The following is a 21,066-nucleotide window of genomic DNA, read 5'->3' as shown; positions in this document are numbered from 1 at the left end:
AAACAGTTGACGGTGAACAAAACTATACATATACTATATTACTATTAGGTTAACGAAAATTTAAAATAAGTATTATAGGAGTCTTAAAATGAAAAAGAAAATGAATTATTTAATCGTACCTTTAATGACCATCTTTATGGTTGGTTGTACAAACATAGAAGATGTTTCGAATACTGAGGAAAAAACAGATTCACAAGAAGTAACAACGGTTAATACAACTGTTGATGAACCAGTAGTAGAAGATACATCAACTCAATCAAAAGATGAACTGTTCAAAGGCTACAAATTAATCGAAGTGGATGCTTGTGATTTATCTGGAGATCGTGAAGCAAATGTTGTGGTAGACATTGGTTTTGGTGATCGAGAATATTGGGCATTTACAAATGAACATGGTCAACTGATTAAAGTGGTTGCTGACGAAATCATTTTACAAGATGACCGTACTGAACCTGTCACATCATCAGGAAGATACTGCAAAGATGAAGCAAAAGTTCCCGGTGTAGAAAGTAAATACCTTGATGAAGGGCATGTTATAGCTGACTCGCTTGGGGCGTATAGGACACTTTTTGAACAAAACTTAAAAATCTTACTATATATTATCTAAAAACCTTTCACATCAATGATTGTGTGGGGTTATTTTTTTGTTCAAAAACAGTTGACGGTGAACAAAACTATACATATACTATATTACTATTAGGTTAACGAAAATTTAAAATAAGTATTATAGGAGTCTTAAAATGAAAAAGAAAATGAATTATTTAATCGTACCTTTAATGACCATCTTTATGGTTGGTTGTACAAACATAGAAGATGTTTCGAATACTGAGGAAAAAACAGATTCACAAGAAGTAACAACGGTTAATACAACTGTTGATGAACCAGTAGTAGAAGATACATCAACTCAATCAAAAGATGAACTGTTCAAAGGCTACAAATTAATCGAAGTGGATGCTTGTGATTTATCTGGAGATCGTGAAGCAAATGTTGTGGTAGACATTGGTTTTGGTGATCGAGAATATTGGGCATTTACAAATGAACATGGTCAACTGATTAAAGTGGTTGCTGACGAAATCATTTTACAAGATGACCGTACTGAACCTGTCACATCATCAGGAAGATACTGCAAAGATGAAGCAAAAGTTCCCGGTGTAGAAAGTAAATACCTTGATGAAGGGCATGTTATAGCTGACTCGCTTGGGGCGTATAGGACACTTTTTGAACAAAACTTAAAAATCTTACTATATATTATCTAAAAACCTTTCACATCAATGATTGTGTGGGGTTATTTTTTTGTTCAAAAACAGTTGACGGTGAACAAAACTATACATATACTATATTACTATTAGGTTAACGAAAATTTAAAATAAGTATTATAGGAGTCTTAAAATGAAAAAGAAAATGAATTATTTAATCGTACCTTTAATGACCATCTTTATGGTTGGTTGTACAAACATAGAAGATGTTTCGAATACTGAGGAAAAAACAGATTCACAAGAAGTAACAACGGTTAATACAACTGTTGATGAACCAGTAGTAGAAGATACATCAACTCAATCAAAAGATGAACTGTTCAAAGGCTACAAATTAATCGAAGTGGATGCTTGTGATTTATCTGGAGATCGTGAAGCAAATGTTGTGGTAGACATTGGTTTTGGTGATCGAGAATATTGGGCATTTACAAATGAACATGGTCAACTGATTAAAGTGGTTGCTGACGAAATCATTTTACAAGATGACCGTACTGAACCTGTCACATCATCAGGAAGATACTGCAAAGATGAAGCAAAAGTTCCCGGTGTAGAAAGTAAATACCTTGATGAAGGGCATGTTATAGCTGACTCGCTTGGGGCTGTATCAAATTCTTATAATATCACGGCTCAAAACAGTACACTCAACAGACACGGCGACCAAGCTTACATGGAAGATGCTATTCGTAAAGCCGGTGGAGCTACTGATTTTGAAGCGATTATCACATACCCTAATACGAAGACGCAAATCCCTTCTCATTATCAATATACGTACACGATTAATGGGAATAAGATTACGGATTCATTCGACAATGTGAATCCTGATGAAGTAAACGCAGCACAAGGTTTGACAGGGAAAAGCAATAGCAAAAACACACCATCTACTTCGACTAATGCAAGCCAAGCTGGTGATATTTCTAGTGTTGATACGAATGGTAACGGGAAGGTTACAATTAAAGAAGCCAAAGATGCGGGTTTCAGTATGCCAATTACGCGTGACCACTGGCTGTATCAGTACATGGATGACCGTGACGGAGACGGTTATGTAGGCGAATAGCAATTAAACTCAAGCTAGTTGTTTTTAGGGGGATATAGACTTTGTAGCAGTTCGTGTTTTAGAAGGCATATGAAGTTTTTAAACAACTTAGGACAATACGAAATAAAGAGAAAAGCTTTAATGATAAGGGAGAAAATATATGACAGGTGGGAAGATAAATGAATAAAGCTTCAAACAGTCAAAACCATAGCAATGTTGTGGGAATAAACAAAAGATTAGGGGTGTATAGGTACTACTGTAAAAGGGTATCTGCAACAGAAACTTTACCTAACGGTAAAAATCGTACTGTCGATAAGATGATGATTATGTTGGAGCAGAAGAAAAACGGATATGCAATAAGTGTTGTCCACCCTATTTCAGAATTTATTCATCTGCCATTAAAAAAAGGCGGTATCCCTAGTATTAAAACACAAGAACAAATTGCTAACTCTATTGTGAACTTCCTAAATTTTGTGTTTATAGAAAATCACGCAAAGTATAAGTTATCAAGCGTAAAAGACCTTCTTTTTGAACATGGAGAGGATTATTTGAACGTTTATGGATTAATGGGACGAAATAACGCTCCAGTGAAAAAAGAAACAGTCAAAAGATGTGAATGGAATCTTACTCGTTTATACTATTTTCTAGCCAAAAAAGATATTTTAAATCATATAACGATAAATGATTTTGATTTCAAAGAATACACGTATGAAGTTTTAGAAGTCAAAAGGAAGCCAGAAAGCCCTTTTATCAATGTGAACTATCCAAATGATGAGGAAGAAACATTTCTTATCCATGATCTTCCTCACGAGTTAATTATCCCATTCATACAAACCGCATATACGTATACACCTAGAATAGCTCTTGGGGTGGCATTTCAGTGTTTCGGGGGCTTACGTGCTGGAGAGGTTGTAAATATCGCTAGAACCGGTATTACTCCATCAGGAGAATTCGGATTATATGGATTTCAAGTAATAATAAAAAATCGTAATTTCAGACCCGAACTAAAGGATATCAAGGGAAAAGGAACCGTAAAAAAACAAAGAAGACAAGGTATTTTCCCTTTTAATGGCGAGTTATTACAACTTCTATATAAGACGCATATTGAAAAATATAAACCTACCGATGGTAGCAACGCTCTCTTCTCCAACAGAGATGGAAAAGCAATGGAGAAATTCACTTATCAACGGGAGTTTGGAAAATTGAAAAATAAATTCCTAACTTTATTGTTAGAGGCTAAAGACCCTTTACTTAGAACATATGGATTGGAATTAAGTAGCGCTAAATGGTCTACTCACATCGGACGTGGAATCTTCTCGAATTTGATTGCAGCAGAAGCAACCAATGTACTTCAAGTTATGACAGCACGTGGAGATAACAACCCCATGAGCAGTATAACGTATCTAAACAATACAGATAAAATGCTTAGACTTCTAAAGGGTAATTACGATGATATGTATATGGATTTATTAGAAGCAAAGGAAGAGATTATTTCTGAATTAAAATTAAACAGTCGGGATCGAAAAAAAAAGGATGATTAAAGGTGACAGAATGGTATACACCCGAAGAAGTAGCTAAATTAATCAATAAACATGATTCAAATTTACGAAGACATGCACGAACAGGTTTAATACCCGATTCGCTTTTGAAAGTGGAACTTTCTTCTGGTGGAAAAATCAAATATTTGATTCATGCAAACTATGTTGAGCAGCAATTATCCTTGCAAGCTAAACTTTCAAGCGATTATTACAAAAAATCTGAAGTTAAAAAAATGCTAAAAGTATCAGACCTAAGACTAAAGAAACTACGAGAGACAGGAGTATTCGAGGATGTCCTGCTTTTTGAAACAATTTTATACTTTTCAAAAAAAGAAGTTGATAAATATATAAACAGAAAAACAAGCGCAGTCAAATTAATCAAAGAAGAATTAAATGTATCAACAGATAGACATGCTTTAGTTAATTTTATATTTAACGACCCTCTTTTATCTAAGCTTGTATACAAAGAGGCTAATAGCTACCAAATTGAAATTGAAGATTGGGAGGAATACAAAAAAGGATTAGTGGATATTGAAGAGGCTTCTAGGTACCTTAATCTGCCTTTAGAAGTGATGCAGATGTTATGGCGTAAGAAACACATAAAATCGTTTACAGTGAACGCTATGGGCATTAGAACGCATCTTGCTTACTTAGATGAGTACAAGCAACGTGGGCTAATTCCAATTGAGCAATTAGCATTGGAGATGAACACATCTTTGAATGTTATAAGGAAATTTTTTACCTCTGACGACTATATTCTTCTTCCAGATAACAAAAGAGATTTTTACATCAAAAGAGAAAAAGCTGATGAACTTATAAATAGTTACGCTGCGATACAAATCAAGCACAATTATAATAACCATCTTGTAGAAACTAACTATCATCAATTTTTTGAAGATAGTATTACTTACTTTAAGAACAAAGCCAATATAAACCTTACAGTAGATTTATATAATAGATGGGCTAGAAAAAAAATAAAAAAAAGCACACAGTCACTCAAAAAAATCACGCTTAAATATTTGCGTGTTTTAGAGGTTTTAGCATCTCAACTAACTAAAGAATTGATGGAATATACAGATTTAGAATTAAAACCACTTTTCGAATCATTCCCTAAAAATCTAACTAGTAGATTTACCCAATTCCTTGACTATTGCAAAGAGAAAGTTGATTGTGCATTTAGTGGCGATTATGTTTTTAAAAAGACCTTAAATGGGGATGAGGATGAAGCGTATACTAAAGAAGAGTGGAAAATGTTAATCCTTCATGTTTTAGATGTGAACAAACATTTCGAAAATGCAGTTGAAAACAGAGAGTATGCTAATACATGGCTATTCTGCTTGTTGCATTTTTCACTGGCATGGAGACGCTCAGATTTGTTTTCATTTAAATCGATATCACTTGATATAGTGGGCATTGATGATTTTGAATGGTTCAACGAACACACATTTAGATTAGAAGACGCTCAAAACATATTAAAAACAGTCGGAAGAAGTATGCAAGAATATTTATCAAGAAAGAACAAACGAAAATCCGTATACGTTGTCCCTTTTATTTTTGAAGTGCCTACGGCATTAGCCTTCATTCTTAGTGAACTACACCGTAAAAAAGAAAACGCTAAAAGCGAAATTTTAGTTAAAAATATAAGTGACAAAAATATTTATGATTTCTTTGGAAAAGATTTGCCGAAGTTCAAAAATAGAAAGAGTAACAAATCTTTAATGACTTACGGTTGGGAAACAGCGGTAAAAAACGGTAAAGGTGCTTTAGCCTATTGGCTAAGTGGTTTTTCTCGTTCTCACACTCATAATATTGCAATGCCTAACTCTATCACTCAGGTATATCTAGTTACGCGAAATACTGATGTAGATGTTGAAGAAATGGCTCGTCACGCCTTCGATAGAGGGATTTTTGGATGGCAAGTAAAAGTTATGATAGACGCTATAAATGAAAATGAACCTATGAGCTTAGAAGAAATGACAACAGCCATAACAAATATCAACAAAGAATATTCACCTGTAATGATAAACGAATTATCAAAGTTCGCTGTCACTAGGCACGAGCAATCAATTGCATTATTAAAAGACCTTATGAAAATTCCAAAACAAGAGTTAAAAGACAAACTAAAGGAGATTTCCAGATTACGCTCTCCTTCATTGCTAGACCATTCACAATGTCTCGTAGGATTGGAAAATTGTCCATTTAAAAAAGAGGTTGAATATAATCTAGAAATGCCATGTCTCGGTTGCAAAAATCGCATCGATACAAATTATATTTTAGATATTGTGAATGTGAAAATATTTTCTTTGATTGAACGACTAAAAAAAACAAATCAAGATGAACATATCACGCGCATCAAATATACACACATGATTAAATCGCTTTTGTATATCCTAATGGATTTCAAAAGAATGTACGATCAATTTGATACGAATTATATTCGCAGCTTCATAGATTTGGACTTGTTGCAATCAAATATTAGAGAATTAAATGTCACAAAATTTTTAACTATAAACGAGGCGAATAATTGATGGCTGTAAAAAAATTGAAAGTAGGTAATATAGATAAAGGATTACTTATTTACGAAGAGACTTCCAATTCAGTTGCAGAAAAAAAGTACCTCAAGTACAACAAAGATGAGTTAATTCAGTATCAAGAAAAATTCGAGCTTTTACAAGACGATGGGATTATTAAATCCCCATCTGAATTTCTTGACCATCAATGGAACGTAATGGGACGCGAATATTATAGGAGTCTTGATTTTGCGGAAATAGAATATAATAAAGAGCTTTATTTATCTTTAAAATGCTACGTAATAGTACAACTATATGATCGAAATATATCCCCGGATAGTATTTTTGAGGGGTTAGGTAACATTTTAAACATCATTAAATTAACAAGTTGTTATGACAAACGAAAACTATTGGAATTCGAGGAATGGAAGTTAGAAAAAGAGTCATCAAAAATAAATTTAGATAAATACAGAAATTATAACTTGGGGTACTTGTACTTTAATCCTATAAACGACGCATCTGATTATATCCCTTTATTTGAATCCATACAGGGCGCTGATTGGGATATAGTCAGAGAGATACCTACTTATGAAGAATTTGTCCGTTTTGATTTTTTAATTAACGATTTCATGAACAAAGCAACAAATGATATGCGTTCGAAATATTATCCAATTTTCATTTGGTGGAAATTATCTACAATTATCCCGATTCGTCCAATAGAACTAGTTAAAATAAAGAATAACGATATACGGTATGATGCGAAAGAAGAAAAATATTACCTTACAAAAGGGAAAAGAAAGCTACCACCTTCCAAAAAAGAAAAAGGAAAGCATCACGTCGCTATACCTCACGAAATTCAGATAAACAAGGAAGTATTCGAAATTATAGAAGATTATAGAAAAGTAACTAATAGCGAGAACGAAGAATATTTATTTTATCTCTCTCACCATTATGAACATTTAACAAAACCTAAATATAGCAGCGTCGTTAATAAAGGGGAAACAAAAAAATATAACAACCATCGAACAACCGATTTAATGACAAAGCTATTGGTTTCATTTTTCAATGAAGTGATACAAGACGGTATGGGCATTAACGTTGTAAATTCAAGAGACGAATTAGATTTAGAAAATCCACACAAAACCATTACTCGCTTTAGTCTAATGGATACACGCCATTTCGCTATCTGTTCAATGATGATGCAAGGATTCAGTGAATTAACAATCGCCCAAATGGCAGGTCATACTAAGATTGAAACCCAATCCGCATATGCATCTCATATCGATGATTTTCAAAGGTCTTATTCTAATTTACTAGCTAAGGATATTCAACGAAGTATGACAAACCTAAATACTTCAGGATTTGATCATTTTACATTTCGTCAAAAGCAGATACTCTCTTATTGGAATTCTGACTACTCTAAAGAAAAGAAAATAGATTATGGTTACTGCCAATCAAAAAACTTTCCGTACGAATGTTTCGAAGATGATTGCATCTTTTGTAATAAAATTCATATAGATTTATCTAATTTGACCACTCTAGAACAATCCGAATTGGCAAATAAAATCACAAAAATCCAAGATGAAATACAAATTAAATTAAATTTCATCAAAAAGTATTATCAATCAGCTTATAGGAAAAAGGAGTCAGAGTTCGATAATAACGAAAAAAATTCTAAAGACCTTGAACGAAACAGCGCAAATCTCGCAATTTTATTAAATAGAAAAGCAATGTTAGAAGCGCATATAGCAAAAAAAATGGAGGTACAAGATGACAACTGAAAAGTCTAAAGGAGGCAGACCGCAAAAATATCCATATGAGGAACTAAGATCTGTTTTATTCGAATACGCAAACAAAAATAGTGGGAAATTAATTACTCTGGCAGATTTAGGGCGTGAAACGAAGTTTCCACGGTACGTATGGAGAAATAATAAACAGATTCGAGAAGACATTGAAAAGCTTAATCAAACCCCTATGGCAATCGTGGGTTTAATGAAAGAGAATGTAAAAATTCCTTCGGCTGAGGATTTAGTCAACTCTAATTATTACAATAAAAACCTACTAATAACAAGGATTCAACAAGTCCTTGACGCATATCAAACTACGTTTGAACAGGTGTTAAAGACAACTGAATTAGAAGATAGACTAAATACTAAGGAGAAAGAAATAGCCTCTCTAAAAGAAGAAATCGACGCACTGAAAAAGCAGTCTGCATTCTATCAAGAAAAATACGAATCGATGACATTGCATAGCACTTCTCTTCTTAGTCGTAAAAACTTTCAGTTAAAGGAGAATGTCATAGATGCGGAAAAGAAATTTAAAGAAATTGACGATGAATTTGAGGATTTATTCAAATAACAGATTAATCTTATAATTCGAATGCATGTAAAAAAGGCTACTGTATTTATTATAAACAAACAGACCAACAATTGCATTTTTGTTATTCAACAAACGGGTCATATTGTTGAACAAAATAGGTTGAAAATGAATAAAAAATAATCAAACTTTTTATTTACAAATAAAAATGCATCCATTAAATCAATCTTTTTTTGAGATAATGGATGTATTTTTTTGTTTCTGTTCGCAGAGATTGTTGCTCTAGATACGTTATCTTATTTAACAAACGGGGCAGTTTAGTTGAATAGGAAATGTCTGTCGTAGAACCAAGACTATTTCTTGTTGCTTCTTCATTTGTTTCACTCCATTTTCTTTACACTTTTACTTAAAGCGTATCTTAAATAGAGCTTTCATTTTAGTTCTGGATGCCTCTCTTGATTTATGGAAAGTTAGGTATTGTGATTATTGACACACAATATTATACGTCGTATAATATCGCTATATACTATACGATGTATAATATATATGAATCTATAATATGAATTTTTGGAGGTGTAGCAATAATGGGTTTTCAACTTGGTTCTGCACTACTCGATGCTTGTGTGCTTGCCATCTTAGCGAAAGAAGATGCTTATGGCTATTCGTTGACACAACAAGTTCGTGAAGTTATGGATATTTCTGAATCTACACTTTATCCAGTGTTACGCAGATTACAAAAAGGCAATTATTTGTCTACATATGATCAGCCATTTCAGGGAAGAAACCGTCGTTATTATCGCATAACAGATCTTGGACGTGTAAAGTACGAAGAATTATTGAAAGAATGGACGGAATATAAAGAAAAAATTGAGCATGTGTTGATGGGAGGATTAAACGATGAATAAAGAGACGTATTTGAAACAACTTGAATCTAAACTCAAACGAATACCAAGTAATGAAGTAGAAGCAGCAATTGAATATTACAATGAATACTTTGATGAGGCTGGCACGGAAAACATTCAACAAGTTATTAAGGAATTAGGATCACCTGCTCAAGTTGCATCGAAAATTCTAGCTGATTATGCGATAAAAGACTTAGATAGTCATCCAGGCTCAGCAAAAAAAGGCTTATTAGCCATTTGGATTATTATTCTTGCAATTCTTGCAACACCAATTGCACTACCGATTATGTTAGCTGTTGTAGCATTAATTTTTGCATTTGTCTTATTGTGCGGTTCATTGGCATTTGCCGCAATCGCTATCCTATTTTCCTTAATCCTGGGAGGTATTGGTTGTTTAATTGGAGGCGTAGCCGTATTTATACAACATATTCCTACTGCTCTATTCTTTATAGGTCTAGGATTAACAGCTTCAGGTATTGGGCTACTTGCTTTCTCACCAGTTATTATCCTTATTAAAAATGGTAGCCGCACTATTGCAAGAATGCTAAAAAGACTGTTTGATCGTATTACAAAACGAGGTAAGGAGGTATTATAAATGAACAAGTCAAAACTAATACCTATTATTGCTAGTGGTATGATTGTCGTTGGAATTGTGCTAACAGCAATCGGGTACATGTCTGGAGCAGTATTCACTATTGTCACAACGGATGATGGATTAAAAGTAATCGACGTAAAAGATGTACAAACCATTTCTGAGGAATTAACACCATTCTCGGACATTGATGTAGATTTAGATGATACAGATTTTGAAATCATCCCTTCTGATAAGTACGAGATTGAAATACTTTCATACAAAGAACTAGAAAAAGGATTCACATATAAAGTACAAAATAATAAGTTAATTATCAAAAGTGATGGTTTATTTGGTGGATTTTTCAATATCAGTTTAGGTGAAATACCTAAAACAAAAATTAAAATTTATTATCCGAAAGACACTACATTTAACAATATAAATTTAACAAACGAATTTGGTGATATACATTTAGATTGTATCAAAAGCAATCATTTAAACATCTATTCAGGAGATGGTGACATAACAACAACTAATGTTAAAATGGACACTTTTGAAATTAAAAACAACTTTGGCGATATTTTCGCAAGCAACGTCGAAACAAAAAATTTAGTCATTAACATGAAGGATGGTGCCTTACAATTTATGAAGGTAGTGGCTGATGCTACTACGATTACAAATCAATTTGGTGATATTGATTTAAGTGATTTAAACAGTAAAGGTTTAACAATTAAAAGTAATGATGGCGACATTGAAATACAAGGTTTACTGTTAGGAAAATCAAGTATCACGTCTAACTTCGGTGATGTAGACCTGCAAGTAACCAATAAAGAATCAGAGTTAAATTACAACATTAATAATTCCTTTGGCAATATCATGGTAAATGAAAATAAATATCAATCCAAAGCCAAACATCATGTTAACACGATAAATGAGCTTACTATTAACGCTAAAGATGGAGATGTGAATGTACAATTTTAAATACTATGAAAAACCGAGACTTTCTCTGTAAAACAATGGGACAACAGCTGATGATCACGGTTATTTTTTATACAGCTATCGGGAAAGCATTCCTGTAATAACTGAAAGTATATGTAGAGTTTGTGAAACAACGTACTTAAAGTAACAGGAGCGTTAGTTGGACAAGAAATAAACAACTTTATTATTCATTTTTCAAGGGTTATGTAAGCAGCTGAATAGAATTTAAAACAACTTTAACAAGCCTTACTACAAAACTATTTGTAGTAAGGCTCTTATCTTTTTAACTTAAAATTAAATGACTTTATTATCTCTATACAAAAGTCCTTATTCAGCAATCGGGCGCTACCCCAATAAGCGCCTCTAAATTCAAGATACCTTAGTTCATTAAAGATTTATACAGTATGCAAAATCATTCAAAATAACGTTCCCAAATAAAATTTTGGGTGCAAACTAAAATCCTAGAAATCCTGATTTAATAGTATTTCTAGGATTTTTATATGAACATTGTTTATAAGGTATTTTATGTATTTCTCTTCAAAGTCACTTGCAGCAATAGTTTGAGCGTTTTCTAGTGATCATACAGAGTTGATGTCGTTGCATAAATTCGTGCATATTCTTTAAGGTGTAAATACACATCTTTATTACACTAATCCAATGATAAAAGTGTAGGAATTTCAAGTTTTGTTCATCATTTAGTTTTGTTCATCGCTCAAATTAAGGTGTATCAAAAGCTAAAAGGTTTTATCCCTTAAAAGGCTATCCTATACGGGGGCGGTATCCAATGCATATAATATTACCCCACAAGAAAGTACGCTCAACCGACATGGTGATCAAGCATATATGGAAGATGCCATTCGTAAAGCAGGTGGTGCTACTAATTTTGAAGCAATCATCACTTATCCAAACATAGAAACGCAAATACCTTCCAGTTATCAGTATACTTATACGATAATGGGTAACAAAATCGTTGATACATTTGACAACGTTAACCCGGATGAAGTAAATGCATCCCTTGGATTGACGGGTAATGAGCCTCCTGCTCCAACTACTTCAAACACTAACGAAGATATTTCTAGTGTGGATACAAATGGTAATGGACAGGTGACGATTAAAGAAGCTAAAGCAGCAGGTTTTAGTATGCCAATCACGAGTGACCATTGGTTATATCCATACATGCATGATAATGATAAGGACGGTATGGTAGGGGAGTAAGCTCTTAGACCAAAACGGAAAAATGATGAGAATTTACGACATATGAAAAGGGAGATTGTTTTTTAAAAAACAATCTCCCTTTTACTTGAATTATATGCTTTTAAGACTTTGTTAGTTTTGTTCCAAGTATTCGTCGGCCGAGATCACATTGGCATACATACCATGAAGTGCGCTGACAAACGAAAAATGGACTTGTTGTGCTGGCACTACTTTATCTTGGTACGTTAGTTCGCGAGTTGCACATGCATCTTCAATAAGTGTAACTTCATAGCCATGATCTACTGCTGCTCTGACAGTAGCATCAATACACATATGTGTCATCATACCGACAACTACTAGCTTAGTTATTCCTTTTTCTTTCAATTTGCTTTCTAATTCAGTTTGTAAAAAGCTATTAGGGAAATGTTTGATGATGATACTTTCAGTTTCTAACGGTTGAACAGTTTCATGGATTTCGACACCTGCAGTATCCGGAAGGAAGAACCCTAATGCTGGATCTGCTGCAATATGCTGAACATGGAAAATGTTATCTTTGTGATTCTGTCTAAACCACTCAAGTACTTTCACAGCATTTGCAGCCGCTTTTTCCGGGTTACTTAATTCCATCTTACCATTTGGGAAATAGTCATTTTGAATATCTACAATAATTAGAGCTGTACTCATTATTCTCCACCTCATCAGAAGTATTTTGTTACACTATAATCATAAATCCCATACGGTTTTTTATCGATAGGTTGACGAAACACTTTCATCTCAAAAAATTTCATTGTGAAAGGAATTTAATATGGAACTTGATAATATAGATTTTCAGATTCTTCGGATGTTATCCGAAAATTCACGTATTCAATTGAAAGACCTAGGTGAACAAATTCACATGACTGGGCAAGCAGTAGGCAATCGTATAAAGAAACTGGAGGAGAGCGGTGTAATTAAAAACTACTCTCTAATAGTTGACGAAAAGAAATTAGGGCTCACTTATACAGCATTTATCATCATTTACATGATAACTACAAACCATGATTCGTTCATCCAAGTGATGAACGATCGAGATGAGGTAGTGGAAGTTCACCGCGTATCGGGGGAGGGCTGTTATCATTTAAAAGTAAAGGTTAGCTCTCAAGAGCAATTAAATCTTTTCCTAGATAAAATTCTGGAGTACGGGAACTATAGCGTCCATTTATCTATTAAAGAGATTAAACAACGAAATCCATTGATTGCCAACGGATGAACTTAAAACGAGGAGAAATAAGTTACTACTTTAAAATTTTAGTCAGTTAATGTAAATGAATAGACTAGCTAAAAGTGAATGATATATGCGATACAACATTCGAATAAACGCTTAGAAAGTTAGAAGGAAATTAATTTTAATTTGATTTAATCAAAGAACAGTAGATCGGCTTTTTATAGCTTATCTACTGTTCTTTTTTAAGTCATAAAAAAAGCTAACTAGCTACATTATTTGACCATTATCTAACACAGTATATAGATATTTAATAATGAATTTATGTAAAAGTAGTTGACTAAAGCAACTTTATATTATAAAGTAGACTTAAAATTCTAAAGAGGATGAAAATTTAAAAATGTCTGAAAATAATATAGAGAAAATTAAAGGATTTAATCGTTTTTACACTCGGACAATGGGACTTTTTAATTTATATACTGACGAAAGTCCTTATTCCGCAACTGAAGCCTTAATAATGTTTGAAATTTCATCTCGGAATGACTGCACAGCAGCTTATTTATCAAATTATTTTCTTTTGGACAAAAGTTATATGAGTAGGATCTTAAAGCACTTTGAACGAGACGGGCTCATAGTGAAAAAATTTTCAGAAGAGGATCGACGGATACAATATATAGAACTAACAGACATAGGGGGAGAGGCACTTACATCGCTTGCTAACAAGGCAAGTCTTAATGTTAAAAATATGATAGATGGAATTTCTGAAGAAGAGATTGAAGTATTGATTGAATCAATGCAAAAGATCGAGAAAATCTTGTATCCAAAAATTCGATAGGGGGAAATGCTAAATGAGAAAAAAAAGCTTTTTTTTGTTTGCTTTAGGTGTGCTATTAATTTTGACGGCCTGTACTGAAGGAACGGTAGGTACGAGTAACTCAGAAGGAGAAGGAAACGCTTCATCTTCAAATAAAGATAGTATCGTAATTGCTTTTGAATCTGATGCAGGAACACTAATGGCTAATTCAGATGTTAACTACGTAACTGATACCCAAATCCGTAATATTTATGATGCACTTATTGACAGAGATGGTCAGACTGGTGAATTCATCCCTGTCCTTGCTGAAGAATGGAATAATGTAGACGAATTCACTTGGAAATTTAATTTGAAAGAAGGAGTCAAATTTCATAATGGAGCTGAATTTAATGCAAATTCCGTTAAATTTAGTATCGACTACATTTTAGATGATGCAAATCAATCATTTTATAAATCAAGATGGGTAAATGTACAAGAAGTAAATGTAATTTCACCATATGAAGTTGAAATTAAAACCTCGCTGCCTTTTCCTAGCTTGATTCAACGTATTGCTGAAGATTTATTAATTATCGAACCTGGATACGTTGAGGAGGTAGGTACAGAAGAAGCTGCTAAAAAACCAGTTGGCACTGGAGCTTATAAATTTGAGGAATGGTCAAGAGACAATTTTTTACGTTTAGTAGCTAATGAAGATTATTGGAAAGGAACTCCTTCAATTAAAAATGTAGAATTTCGTTATATCCCAGAGTTCAGTTCTCGTCTTTCAGCTTTCTTAAGTGGAGAAGTAGATATATTTAAAAATATTCCTGTAGACTCTGTTGAAAAAATTAAAAGTGATGATGGATCAAAAATTGAGGAAGTTCCATCAGCTAGAATTAATTATCTTGCTCTAAATAATTTTTATGATGGTCCTTTAAAGGATCAGAAAGTTCGTCAAGCATTGAATCATGCAATAGATGTGGATGAATTACTTAATTCTGTTTTAAATGGACATGGAACAAAGATGACTGGTCCTTTAGCAAAAATTAATACAGGTTACATCGAGACTAAAGGTTACGAATACGACCCAGAAAAGGCAAAGAATCTTTTAAAAGAAGCTGGCTATGAGTCTGATTCTCTAGTATTAAGCCTTGATACCCCTAATGGTCGTTATCCAATGGATTCACAAGTTGCTCAAGCTATCGCTGCCCAATTACAACGTATAGGTGTAAAAGTCAATGTTCAAGTAAATGAATGGGGAGCACATTTAGAGAAAATAAGAAATAGAGAAATGGGTGATATGTTTATCCTAGGTTGGGGCCCAGCGTTTGATCCGCAATCTACAATCGAAAATCTCTTTACAGAAGTAGCTCCATATAGCAGTTTCTATGATAAAGATATCGAAGCTAAGATATATGAGACGAATGCAATCTTCAATGAAGAAGAAAGATTTAAAGGATATGCAGAATTACAAAATAAACTAGTAGAAAAAGCAGCGTGGGTTCCATTGTGGCAACAGTCTGATTTATACGCAGTACGAAAAGATTTGAACTTTGAGCCACGTGTAGATGAAAAAATACCAGCGTTTGAAATGTCTTGGAATTAAAATTCGTACATTTATTTTATCATAAGGGGTTAGGGGGATACATTCTATCCTCCTCTTCTCTAAATAAATAAATAAATATATCAGGTATAAAGGGGAGTTAGATATGCTTGATTTCGTAGTAAAAAGAATAATCCAAGTTGTGATTGTAGTTTTATTAGCCCTTACGGTTGTGTTTTTTTTGATTAGATTATCTGGAGATCCTACCGCGTTATTCTTACCCCCCGATGCACCTAGAGAACAGATTGAAGAATACCGAGAGAAATTGGGATTCAATAGACCTATTTATATTCAATATGGAGAATTCATGTTGAATGCAGTACAGGGTGATTTTGGCCAATCTCTTCGCAGTCGTGAGGATGCATTACCCTTAGTACTAGATCGTCTGCCAGCTACTTTCCAACTAGCTATATCAGCTTTAGTACTGTCTTTGTTAATTTCTATACCTTTAGGAGTCCTTTCTGCATTTAAAAGAAATTCAATTTTTGATCGGATAGCTGTTGCCTTAACAGTGCTTGGTCAAGCTGTCCCTAGCTTTTGGTTAGGTTTACTACTTATTTACTTTTTTGCAGCTCAGTTGAATTTACTTCCTTCTGGTGGTGCAGGCTCAATTGTTCATTTAATCCTCCCAATGATTACTTTAGCAGCTTACAGTGTTGCTAGGTTTACAAGGTTCACCAGATCTACCATGTTAGATGTATTAAGAAAGGATTATATTAGGACAGCTAAGGCTTCCGGAGTACCAACCTCAAGGTTAGTTGGGCGTTATGCACTTAAAAATTCTCTAATTCCAATTATTACACTAGTGGCGCTTGACTTAGGTACATTACTTGGGGGGGCAGTTATTACTGAGGTTGTATTCGCTTGGCCTGGAATAGGAAGATTGTTAATGCAATCACTTATGAACAGGGATTTTCCAATAGTTCTTGCTGGAGTATTTATCATAGCACTTATTTATGCAGTTATTAATTTTATAGCGGATGTATTGTATGCATATGTAAATCCACAAATTCGAGTGAAGTAGGTGAGAGTATGGCAACGGATATTCCAAAGGTACCGCACACGACAAAAACACAAACTTTAAAAATTAATAAAGAATCTTCTCTAACTACTTTTTTCTCTAATTTATGGAAAAGTTGGACAGGTATTCTTGGATTTCTTATTATAATTACCTTGTTATTCATAAGTGTTTTTGGCCAATGGATTGTTCCTTATGATCCTCTTCTTGCGGATTTCAGTAAAAAATTATTACCTCCATTAACGGACGGGCACATATTAAGAACAGATCAGTTAGGAAGAGATATTTTCTCCAGAATTATTCTTGGTGCTAGAATTTCTGTAATTATTGGTGTTACAACAGTGTTAATAGCAGGTACTTTCGGTACTATAGTAGGTATTATTTCTGGTTATTTCAGAGGTTGGATTGACGTTATCTTAATGAGAATTGTCGATGTTCAATTAAGTTTTCCTTTCATTCTATTAGTTCTTGTAATAAATGCCATTATTGGCACTGGTCTTCGTAATATAATTATTTCTTTAGCAATTGGGGGATGGGTTATTTTTGCCAGAGTTATTCGAAGTGAAGTCCTCGCATTACGTGAAAAAGAATTTATTACGGCCTGCGTAGCAACGGGCGTATCAAGAACAGGAATTTTATTTAAACACATTCTACCAAACTTGTTTACGCCAATTATTATTCTATCATCCTTACAAATTGGCACCTATATAATTGCTGAAGCATCCATAAGTTTTCTAGGTTTTGGTGTTCAACCACCAGAACCAGCGTGGGGGAACATGTTAAATGAAGGAAAAGATTATATATTCAGTTCATGGTGGTTAATCACATTCCCTGGAATTGCAATCATGATTACGGCTCTAGGTGTTAACCTTTTTGGAGATTGGCTACGTGACACATTGGATCCAGAGTTGAAAGGTGAATAACAGGAGGTATAATGATGTCAAAAAAAATTCTACAAGTTAAAGACCTGAGGATTCAATTTAAGAGTGGTAAAGAGAAAACCATACCTATACGAGGAGTCAACTTTCATGTAAATAAAGGAGAGACATTAGGAATTGTAGGAGAGTCTGGAAGTGGAAAGAGTGTTACATCCCTATCAATTATGGGGCTTCTACCAATTAAAACTAGTGAGATAGTATCAGGTGAAATTCTTTTTAATAATCGGGATATTTCTAAATTGAAGGAGAAGGATTACCGTAAACTTCGAGGAAATGAAATTTCTATGATATTTCAAGAACCTATGACATCGTTGAATCCTGTCTTTACGATTGGTGAACAATTGAGTGAACCATTAAGACAACATAAAAAATTAGCAAAAAAAGAAACACGAAACGCTATAATCACAGTCTTAAGACAGGTCGGTCTACCAAGAGCTGAACAAATAATTGATGAATATCCTCATCAATTATCTGGTGGAATGAGGCAAAGAGTAATGATATCCCTTGCTCTACTATGCCAACCTCAACTTATGATTGCGGATGAACCTACCACTGCTCTTGATGTAACAATACAAGCCCAGATTTTAGAACTCTTAAGAGAAATAAAAGCACAAAATGACATGAGTTTAATGCTAATTACGCATGATTTAAGTATTGTCGCTGAAATGTGTGATCGTGTAGTTGTTATGTATGCAGGAGAAGTAGTTGAAGAGGCAGGGGTTACTGAATTGTTCGATAACCCTTTACATCCCTACACTCAAGGTCTCATGAAATCATTACCCACCAACAATGCTAGAAAAAGCAAATTGTATTCGATTGCTGGTCAAGTACCTAAACCTTCTGAAATTAAACAAGGCTGCGTATTTGCTAACCGATGTCCATATTCTTTTAATAAATGTTTTGAAGAAGCACCACCTGTTTTTCAAGATGGAAATCATTTAAGTAAGTGTTGGCTCCACGACTTAACCCTGAAGGAGGTGGAGCATCATGGAAAGCAAAGTATTATTAACAATTAAAAACTTGAAAAAGTATTATGAAATTCCTCAAGGAATGTTTAAAGAAAAAATTGTTGTAAGAGCTGTAGATGACATCAATTTTAGTGTAATGAAGGGTGAGACATTTGCTTTGGTAGGTGAATCAGGTTGTGGTAAATCAACCACAGGTAGAACTATTCTAAGATTGTCGGAACCTACAGCTGGAAAGATTATTTTTAAAGGGACTGAACTGACATCGTTACCATATAAGAAAATGCGTTCTCTTAGAAAACAAATGCAAATGGTATTTCAAGATCCCTATGCATCTCTTAACCCCAAAAAAACAATAAAACAAATATTGCTAGAACCTTTAAAAGTTCATCGGAAATTTGATAAAAGAGAACGGTTGCAGAAAATTATATCCATGCTTAAAATAGTCGGGCTCTCTGAATATCACTTGGATAGGTATCCCCATGAATTTTCAGGAGGGCAGAGACAGCGTATTGGTATAGCGCGGGCAGTCATCCTACAGCCTGATTTCATAATTGCAGATGAACCAGTGTCTGCCTTAGATGTATCCGTACAATCTCAAGTAATAAATTTAATGCTAGAGTTACAAAAAGAATTCGGATTAACGTACTTGTTCATTTCTCATGATTTAAGTGTAATTCAACACATGACCGACCGTGTAGCTGTAATGTACTTAGGAAAAATTGTTGAAATTGCAGACACAGAAGAATTGTTCAATAGTCCAAAGCATCCATATACACAAGCCCTGCTATCAGCAGTACCGGTATCACATCCAAAAGAACAGAAAAATCGAATCGTTTTAAAAGGGGATGTTCCAAGTCCAGTGAATCCACCCTCTGGCTGTGCATTCCACCCCAGATGTCCATTCGCAATGGAAATCTGTAAATCTACAATTCCAAAAGAAACTGTATTCGAAAAAGGTCATACTGCAATTTGCCATTTATATACAAAAAAAGAGGAGGAAATTAATTATGTTACTAGCAATTCCTAAAAGTGAGTATAAAGAACGTCAGCAAAAATTCTGTGAAATATTAACGGATAAAAAATGTGATGGAGCAGTAATATTTTCTGTAACTGACATCTTTTATTTAACTGGATTTCACTTTCATCCAACAGAAAGACCAATCGGCATGTTTATTGATCCTGAACTTAAATTTCACTTATTCTTGCCAGCTTTAGAACATGAACATGCTGAGGAGTATGGTATCGTAGATCAAGTTCACTCCTATCCAGAGTACCCAGGAATAAGGCATCCAATGGAATATATGAAAGAATTATTAATTCAGTTTGGTTTTGAAAATAAAACAGTCGGTTATGATTCATTAGGCTACGGATCGCCAATGGGTTATCGTGGACAATCAATTGATCAGCTAATCTCAGTTAAAGAGTTTGTATCCTTAAAATGGGTAATAGAGGAAATGAGATATATTAAATCTGCTAATGAAATTGAGTTAATTAAAGAATCATGTCGTTGGGGAAATTTAGCTCATCGTTTATTGCAAAAATATACGAAAGCTGGATTAAGTGAAATTGAAATTACTAGTAAAGCATCCATGGAAGCAACAATGGCAATGATTGAAACATTAGGTGCTGAATACAAACCTCATGGTAAAACAGCCTATGCGATTTTTAGAGGACAAATTGGTCCTGAATCAGCTTTCCCTCATGCCGTGACTCAAAATCTTGTACTTAAAAAAGGAGATACGCTGGTTACAGGTGCGGCTGCGGACGTTTATGGATATGGCAGTGAATTAGAACGAACAATGTTTGTTGAAGAAGTTTCGAAAGAACAGGAAAAATATTTCCAGTATATGCATGAGGCTCAGGATGTTGCACTTGCAGCAATTAAGCCAGGCGTTTTATATTCCTCAGTTGAAGAAGCGGTTCAAAAGTACTTTAAAGAGACAGGTATTACGGAACTTACAAGCCACCATACTGGCCATAATATTGGTTTACTTGGTCATGAAGCTCCATTTTTTGATTTAGGGGATGATAATGAAATTAAGCCTGGAATGGTAGTTACTGTGGAGCCGGGAATCTATGTAAGGGGAATAGGTGGATTTAGACATTCAGATACGGTTCTAGTAACAAATGATGGAATAGAAATGTTAACTTACTATCCTCGAGATATAAAGTCTCTTATTTGTTAAATATAATTTGCACTTGGCATTATTTCGCCAAGTGCTTTTATAACGGATCAAATTTAATTAGAGAAGG

The 21,066-nt window shown here is 34.0% G+C and carries 17 protein-coding genes and 3 pseudogenes; 19 read left to right on the top strand and 1 reads right to left on the bottom strand.

Annotated elements, in window-relative coordinates; all coding sequences use genetic code 11:
* Positions 1-88: 88 nt before the first annotated feature.
* The 11 genes and pseudogenes from MKY09_RS11805 to MKY09_RS11755 all read left to right on the top strand — a co-directional run.
* A pseudogene (locus MKY09_RS11805) lies at positions 89-550 on the top strand (hypothetical protein); the annotation flags it as partial.
* Positions 551-737: 187 nt separating this feature from the next.
* A pseudogene (locus MKY09_RS11800) lies at positions 738-1,199 on the top strand (hypothetical protein); the annotation flags it as partial.
* A 187-nt stretch (positions 1,200-1,386) separates the two neighbouring features.
* Complete coding sequence (locus tag MKY09_RS11795; protein ID WP_342566739.1) at positions 1,387-2,304, top strand: hypothetical protein; 918 nt, start codon at positions 1,387-1,389, stop codon at positions 2,302-2,304.
* Positions 2,305-2,462: 158 nt separating this feature from the next.
* On the top strand, positions 2,463-3,824 hold the full coding sequence (locus MKY09_RS11790; RefSeq protein WP_342566738.1) for a hypothetical protein: 1,362 nt from the start codon (positions 2,463-2,465) through the stop codon (positions 3,822-3,824).
* A 2-nt stretch (positions 3,825-3,826) separates the two neighbouring features.
* The gene (locus MKY09_RS11785) at positions 3,827-6,349 is read left to right on the top strand and encodes a hypothetical protein (RefSeq protein WP_342566737.1); all 2,523 of its coding nucleotides are present in this window, start codon (positions 3,827-3,829) and stop codon (positions 6,347-6,349) included.
* On the top strand, positions 6,346-8,112 hold the full coding sequence (locus MKY09_RS11780; RefSeq protein WP_342566736.1) for a hypothetical protein: 1,767 nt from the start codon (positions 6,346-6,348) through the stop codon (positions 8,110-8,112). Before MKY09_RS11785 ends, MKY09_RS11780 begins: the two co-directional genes overlap by 4 nt.
* Positions 8,102-8,689: a hypothetical protein gene (locus MKY09_RS11775; protein WP_342566735.1), complete on the top strand. Its 588-nt coding sequence runs from the start codon at positions 8,102-8,104 to the stop codon at positions 8,687-8,689. The genes MKY09_RS11780 and MKY09_RS11775 overlap by 11 nt, the downstream gene beginning before the upstream one ends.
* A 542-nt stretch (positions 8,690-9,231) precedes the next feature.
* Positions 9,232-9,552, top strand: a complete 321-nt coding sequence (locus MKY09_RS11770) for a PadR family transcriptional regulator (RefSeq protein ID WP_342566734.1) — start codon at positions 9,232-9,234, stop codon at positions 9,550-9,552.
* Positions 9,545-10,144, top strand: coding sequence for a DUF1700 domain-containing protein (locus MKY09_RS11765; RefSeq protein WP_342566733.1), 600 nt, complete (start codon positions 9,545-9,547; stop codon positions 10,142-10,144). Before MKY09_RS11770 ends, MKY09_RS11765 begins: the two co-directional genes overlap by 8 nt.
* Entirely contained in the window at positions 10,145-11,101 is a 957-nt protein-coding gene (locus tag MKY09_RS11760) for a DUF4097 family beta strand repeat-containing protein (RefSeq protein ID WP_342566732.1), read from the top strand.
* Between the two features lie 774 nt (positions 11,102-11,875).
* A pseudogene (locus tag MKY09_RS11755) lies at positions 11,876-12,313 on the top strand (hypothetical protein); the annotation flags it as partial.
* 111 nt (positions 12,314-12,424) lie between these two features.
* On the opposite strand, the gene MKY09_RS11750 reads toward MKY09_RS11755, so the two are convergent.
* The gene (locus tag MKY09_RS11750) at positions 12,425-12,976 is read right to left on the bottom strand and encodes a cysteine hydrolase family protein (RefSeq protein WP_342566731.1); all 552 of its coding nucleotides are present in this window, start codon (positions 12,974-12,976) and stop codon (positions 12,425-12,427) included.
* 121 nt (positions 12,977-13,097) lie between these two features.
* Here MKY09_RS11750 and MKY09_RS11745 point away from each other — a divergent pair, with 121 nt between their 5' ends.
* The 8 genes from MKY09_RS11745 (at position 13,098) to MKY09_RS11710 (ending at position 20,999) form a co-directional block, all read left to right on the top strand.
* Entirely contained in the window at positions 13,098-13,541 is a 444-nt protein-coding gene (locus MKY09_RS11745; protein WP_342566730.1) for an Lrp/AsnC family transcriptional regulator, read from the top strand.
* A gap of 352 nt (positions 13,542-13,893) precedes the next feature.
* A complete protein-coding gene (locus tag MKY09_RS11740; protein ID WP_342566729.1) occupies positions 13,894-14,328 on the top strand; it encodes a MarR family winged helix-turn-helix transcriptional regulator in 435 nt (144 codons plus the stop codon).
* Between the two features lie 13 nt (positions 14,329-14,341).
* The gene (locus MKY09_RS11735; RefSeq protein ID WP_342566728.1) at positions 14,342-15,892 is read left to right on the top strand and encodes an ABC transporter substrate-binding protein; all 1,551 of its coding nucleotides are present in this window, start codon (positions 14,342-14,344) and stop codon (positions 15,890-15,892) included.
* Between the two features lie 103 nt (positions 15,893-15,995).
* Entirely contained in the window at positions 15,996-16,913 is a 918-nt protein-coding gene (locus tag MKY09_RS11730) for an ABC transporter permease (RefSeq protein WP_342566727.1), read from the top strand.
* Between the two features lie 8 nt (positions 16,914-16,921).
* A complete protein-coding gene (locus tag MKY09_RS11725) occupies positions 16,922-17,830 on the top strand; it encodes an ABC transporter permease (protein WP_342566726.1) in 909 nt (302 codons plus the stop codon).
* Positions 17,831-17,841: 11 nt separating this feature from the next.
* Positions 17,842-18,861 (top strand): ABC transporter ATP-binding protein, encoded by a 1,020-nt coding sequence (locus MKY09_RS11720; protein ID WP_342566725.1) that lies wholly within the window; start codon positions 17,842-17,844, stop codon positions 18,859-18,861.
* Positions 18,833-19,840: a dipeptide ABC transporter ATP-binding protein gene (locus tag MKY09_RS11715; protein ID WP_342566724.1), complete on the top strand. Its 1,008-nt coding sequence runs from the start codon at positions 18,833-18,835 to the stop codon at positions 19,838-19,840. Before MKY09_RS11720 ends, MKY09_RS11715 begins: the two co-directional genes overlap by 29 nt.
* Positions 19,821-20,999 (top strand): Xaa-Pro peptidase family protein, encoded by a 1,179-nt coding sequence (locus MKY09_RS11710; RefSeq protein WP_342566723.1) that lies wholly within the window; start codon positions 19,821-19,823, stop codon positions 20,997-20,999. The genes MKY09_RS11715 and MKY09_RS11710 overlap by 20 nt, the downstream gene beginning before the upstream one ends.
* Positions 21,000-21,066: the final 67 nt, after the last annotated feature.

Source organism: Psychrobacillus sp. FSL K6-4046 (assembly GCF_038624605.1).
Classification (GTDB): Bacteria; Bacillota; Bacilli; order Bacillales_A; family Planococcaceae; genus Psychrobacillus.
This window is presented reverse-complemented; position numbering and strand designations above follow the sequence as displayed.

Excerpts from the sequence above, each read along its gene's own strand:
- MKY09_RS11795 (WP_342566739.1), top strand. The coding sequence starts at position 1,387 with ATGAAAAAGAAAATGAATTATTTAATCGTACCTTTAATGACCATCTTT.
- MKY09_RS11790 (WP_342566738.1), top strand. The coding sequence starts at position 2,463 with ATGAATAAAGCTTCAAACAGTCAAAACCATAGCAATGTTGTGGGAATA.
- MKY09_RS11775 (WP_342566735.1), top strand. The coding sequence starts at position 8,102 with ATGACAACTGAAAAGTCTAAAGGAGGCAGACCGCAAAAATATCCATAT.
- MKY09_RS11770 (WP_342566734.1), top strand. The coding sequence starts at position 9,232 with ATGGGTTTTCAACTTGGTTCTGCACTACTCGATGCTTGTGTGCTTGCC.
- MKY09_RS11765 (WP_342566733.1), top strand. The coding sequence starts at position 9,545 with ATGAATAAAGAGACGTATTTGAAACAACTTGAATCTAAACTCAAACGA.
- MKY09_RS11760 (WP_342566732.1), top strand. The coding sequence starts at position 10,145 with ATGAACAAGTCAAAACTAATACCTATTATTGCTAGTGGTATGATTGTC.
- MKY09_RS11750 (WP_342566731.1), bottom strand. The coding sequence starts at position 12,976 with ATGAGTACAGCTCTAATTATTGTAGATATTCAAAATGACTATTTCCCA.
- MKY09_RS11745 (WP_342566730.1), top strand. The coding sequence starts at position 13,098 with ATGGAACTTGATAATATAGATTTTCAGATTCTTCGGATGTTATCCGAA.
- MKY09_RS11740 (WP_342566729.1), top strand. The coding sequence starts at position 13,894 with ATGTCTGAAAATAATATAGAGAAAATTAAAGGATTTAATCGTTTTTAC.
- MKY09_RS11735 (WP_342566728.1), top strand. The coding sequence starts at position 14,342 with ATGAGAAAAAAAAGCTTTTTTTTGTTTGCTTTAGGTGTGCTATTAATT.
- MKY09_RS11730 (WP_342566727.1), top strand. The coding sequence starts at position 15,996 with ATGCTTGATTTCGTAGTAAAAAGAATAATCCAAGTTGTGATTGTAGTT.
- MKY09_RS11725 (WP_342566726.1), top strand. The coding sequence starts at position 16,922 with ATGGCAACGGATATTCCAAAGGTACCGCACACGACAAAAACACAAACT.
- MKY09_RS11720 (WP_342566725.1), top strand. The coding sequence starts at position 17,842 with ATGATGTCAAAAAAAATTCTACAAGTTAAAGACCTGAGGATTCAATTT.
- MKY09_RS11715 (WP_342566724.1), top strand. The coding sequence starts at position 18,833 with ATGGAAAGCAAAGTATTATTAACAATTAAAAACTTGAAAAAGTATTAT.
- MKY09_RS11710 (WP_342566723.1), top strand. The coding sequence starts at position 19,821 with ATGTTACTAGCAATTCCTAAAAGTGAGTATAAAGAACGTCAGCAAAAA.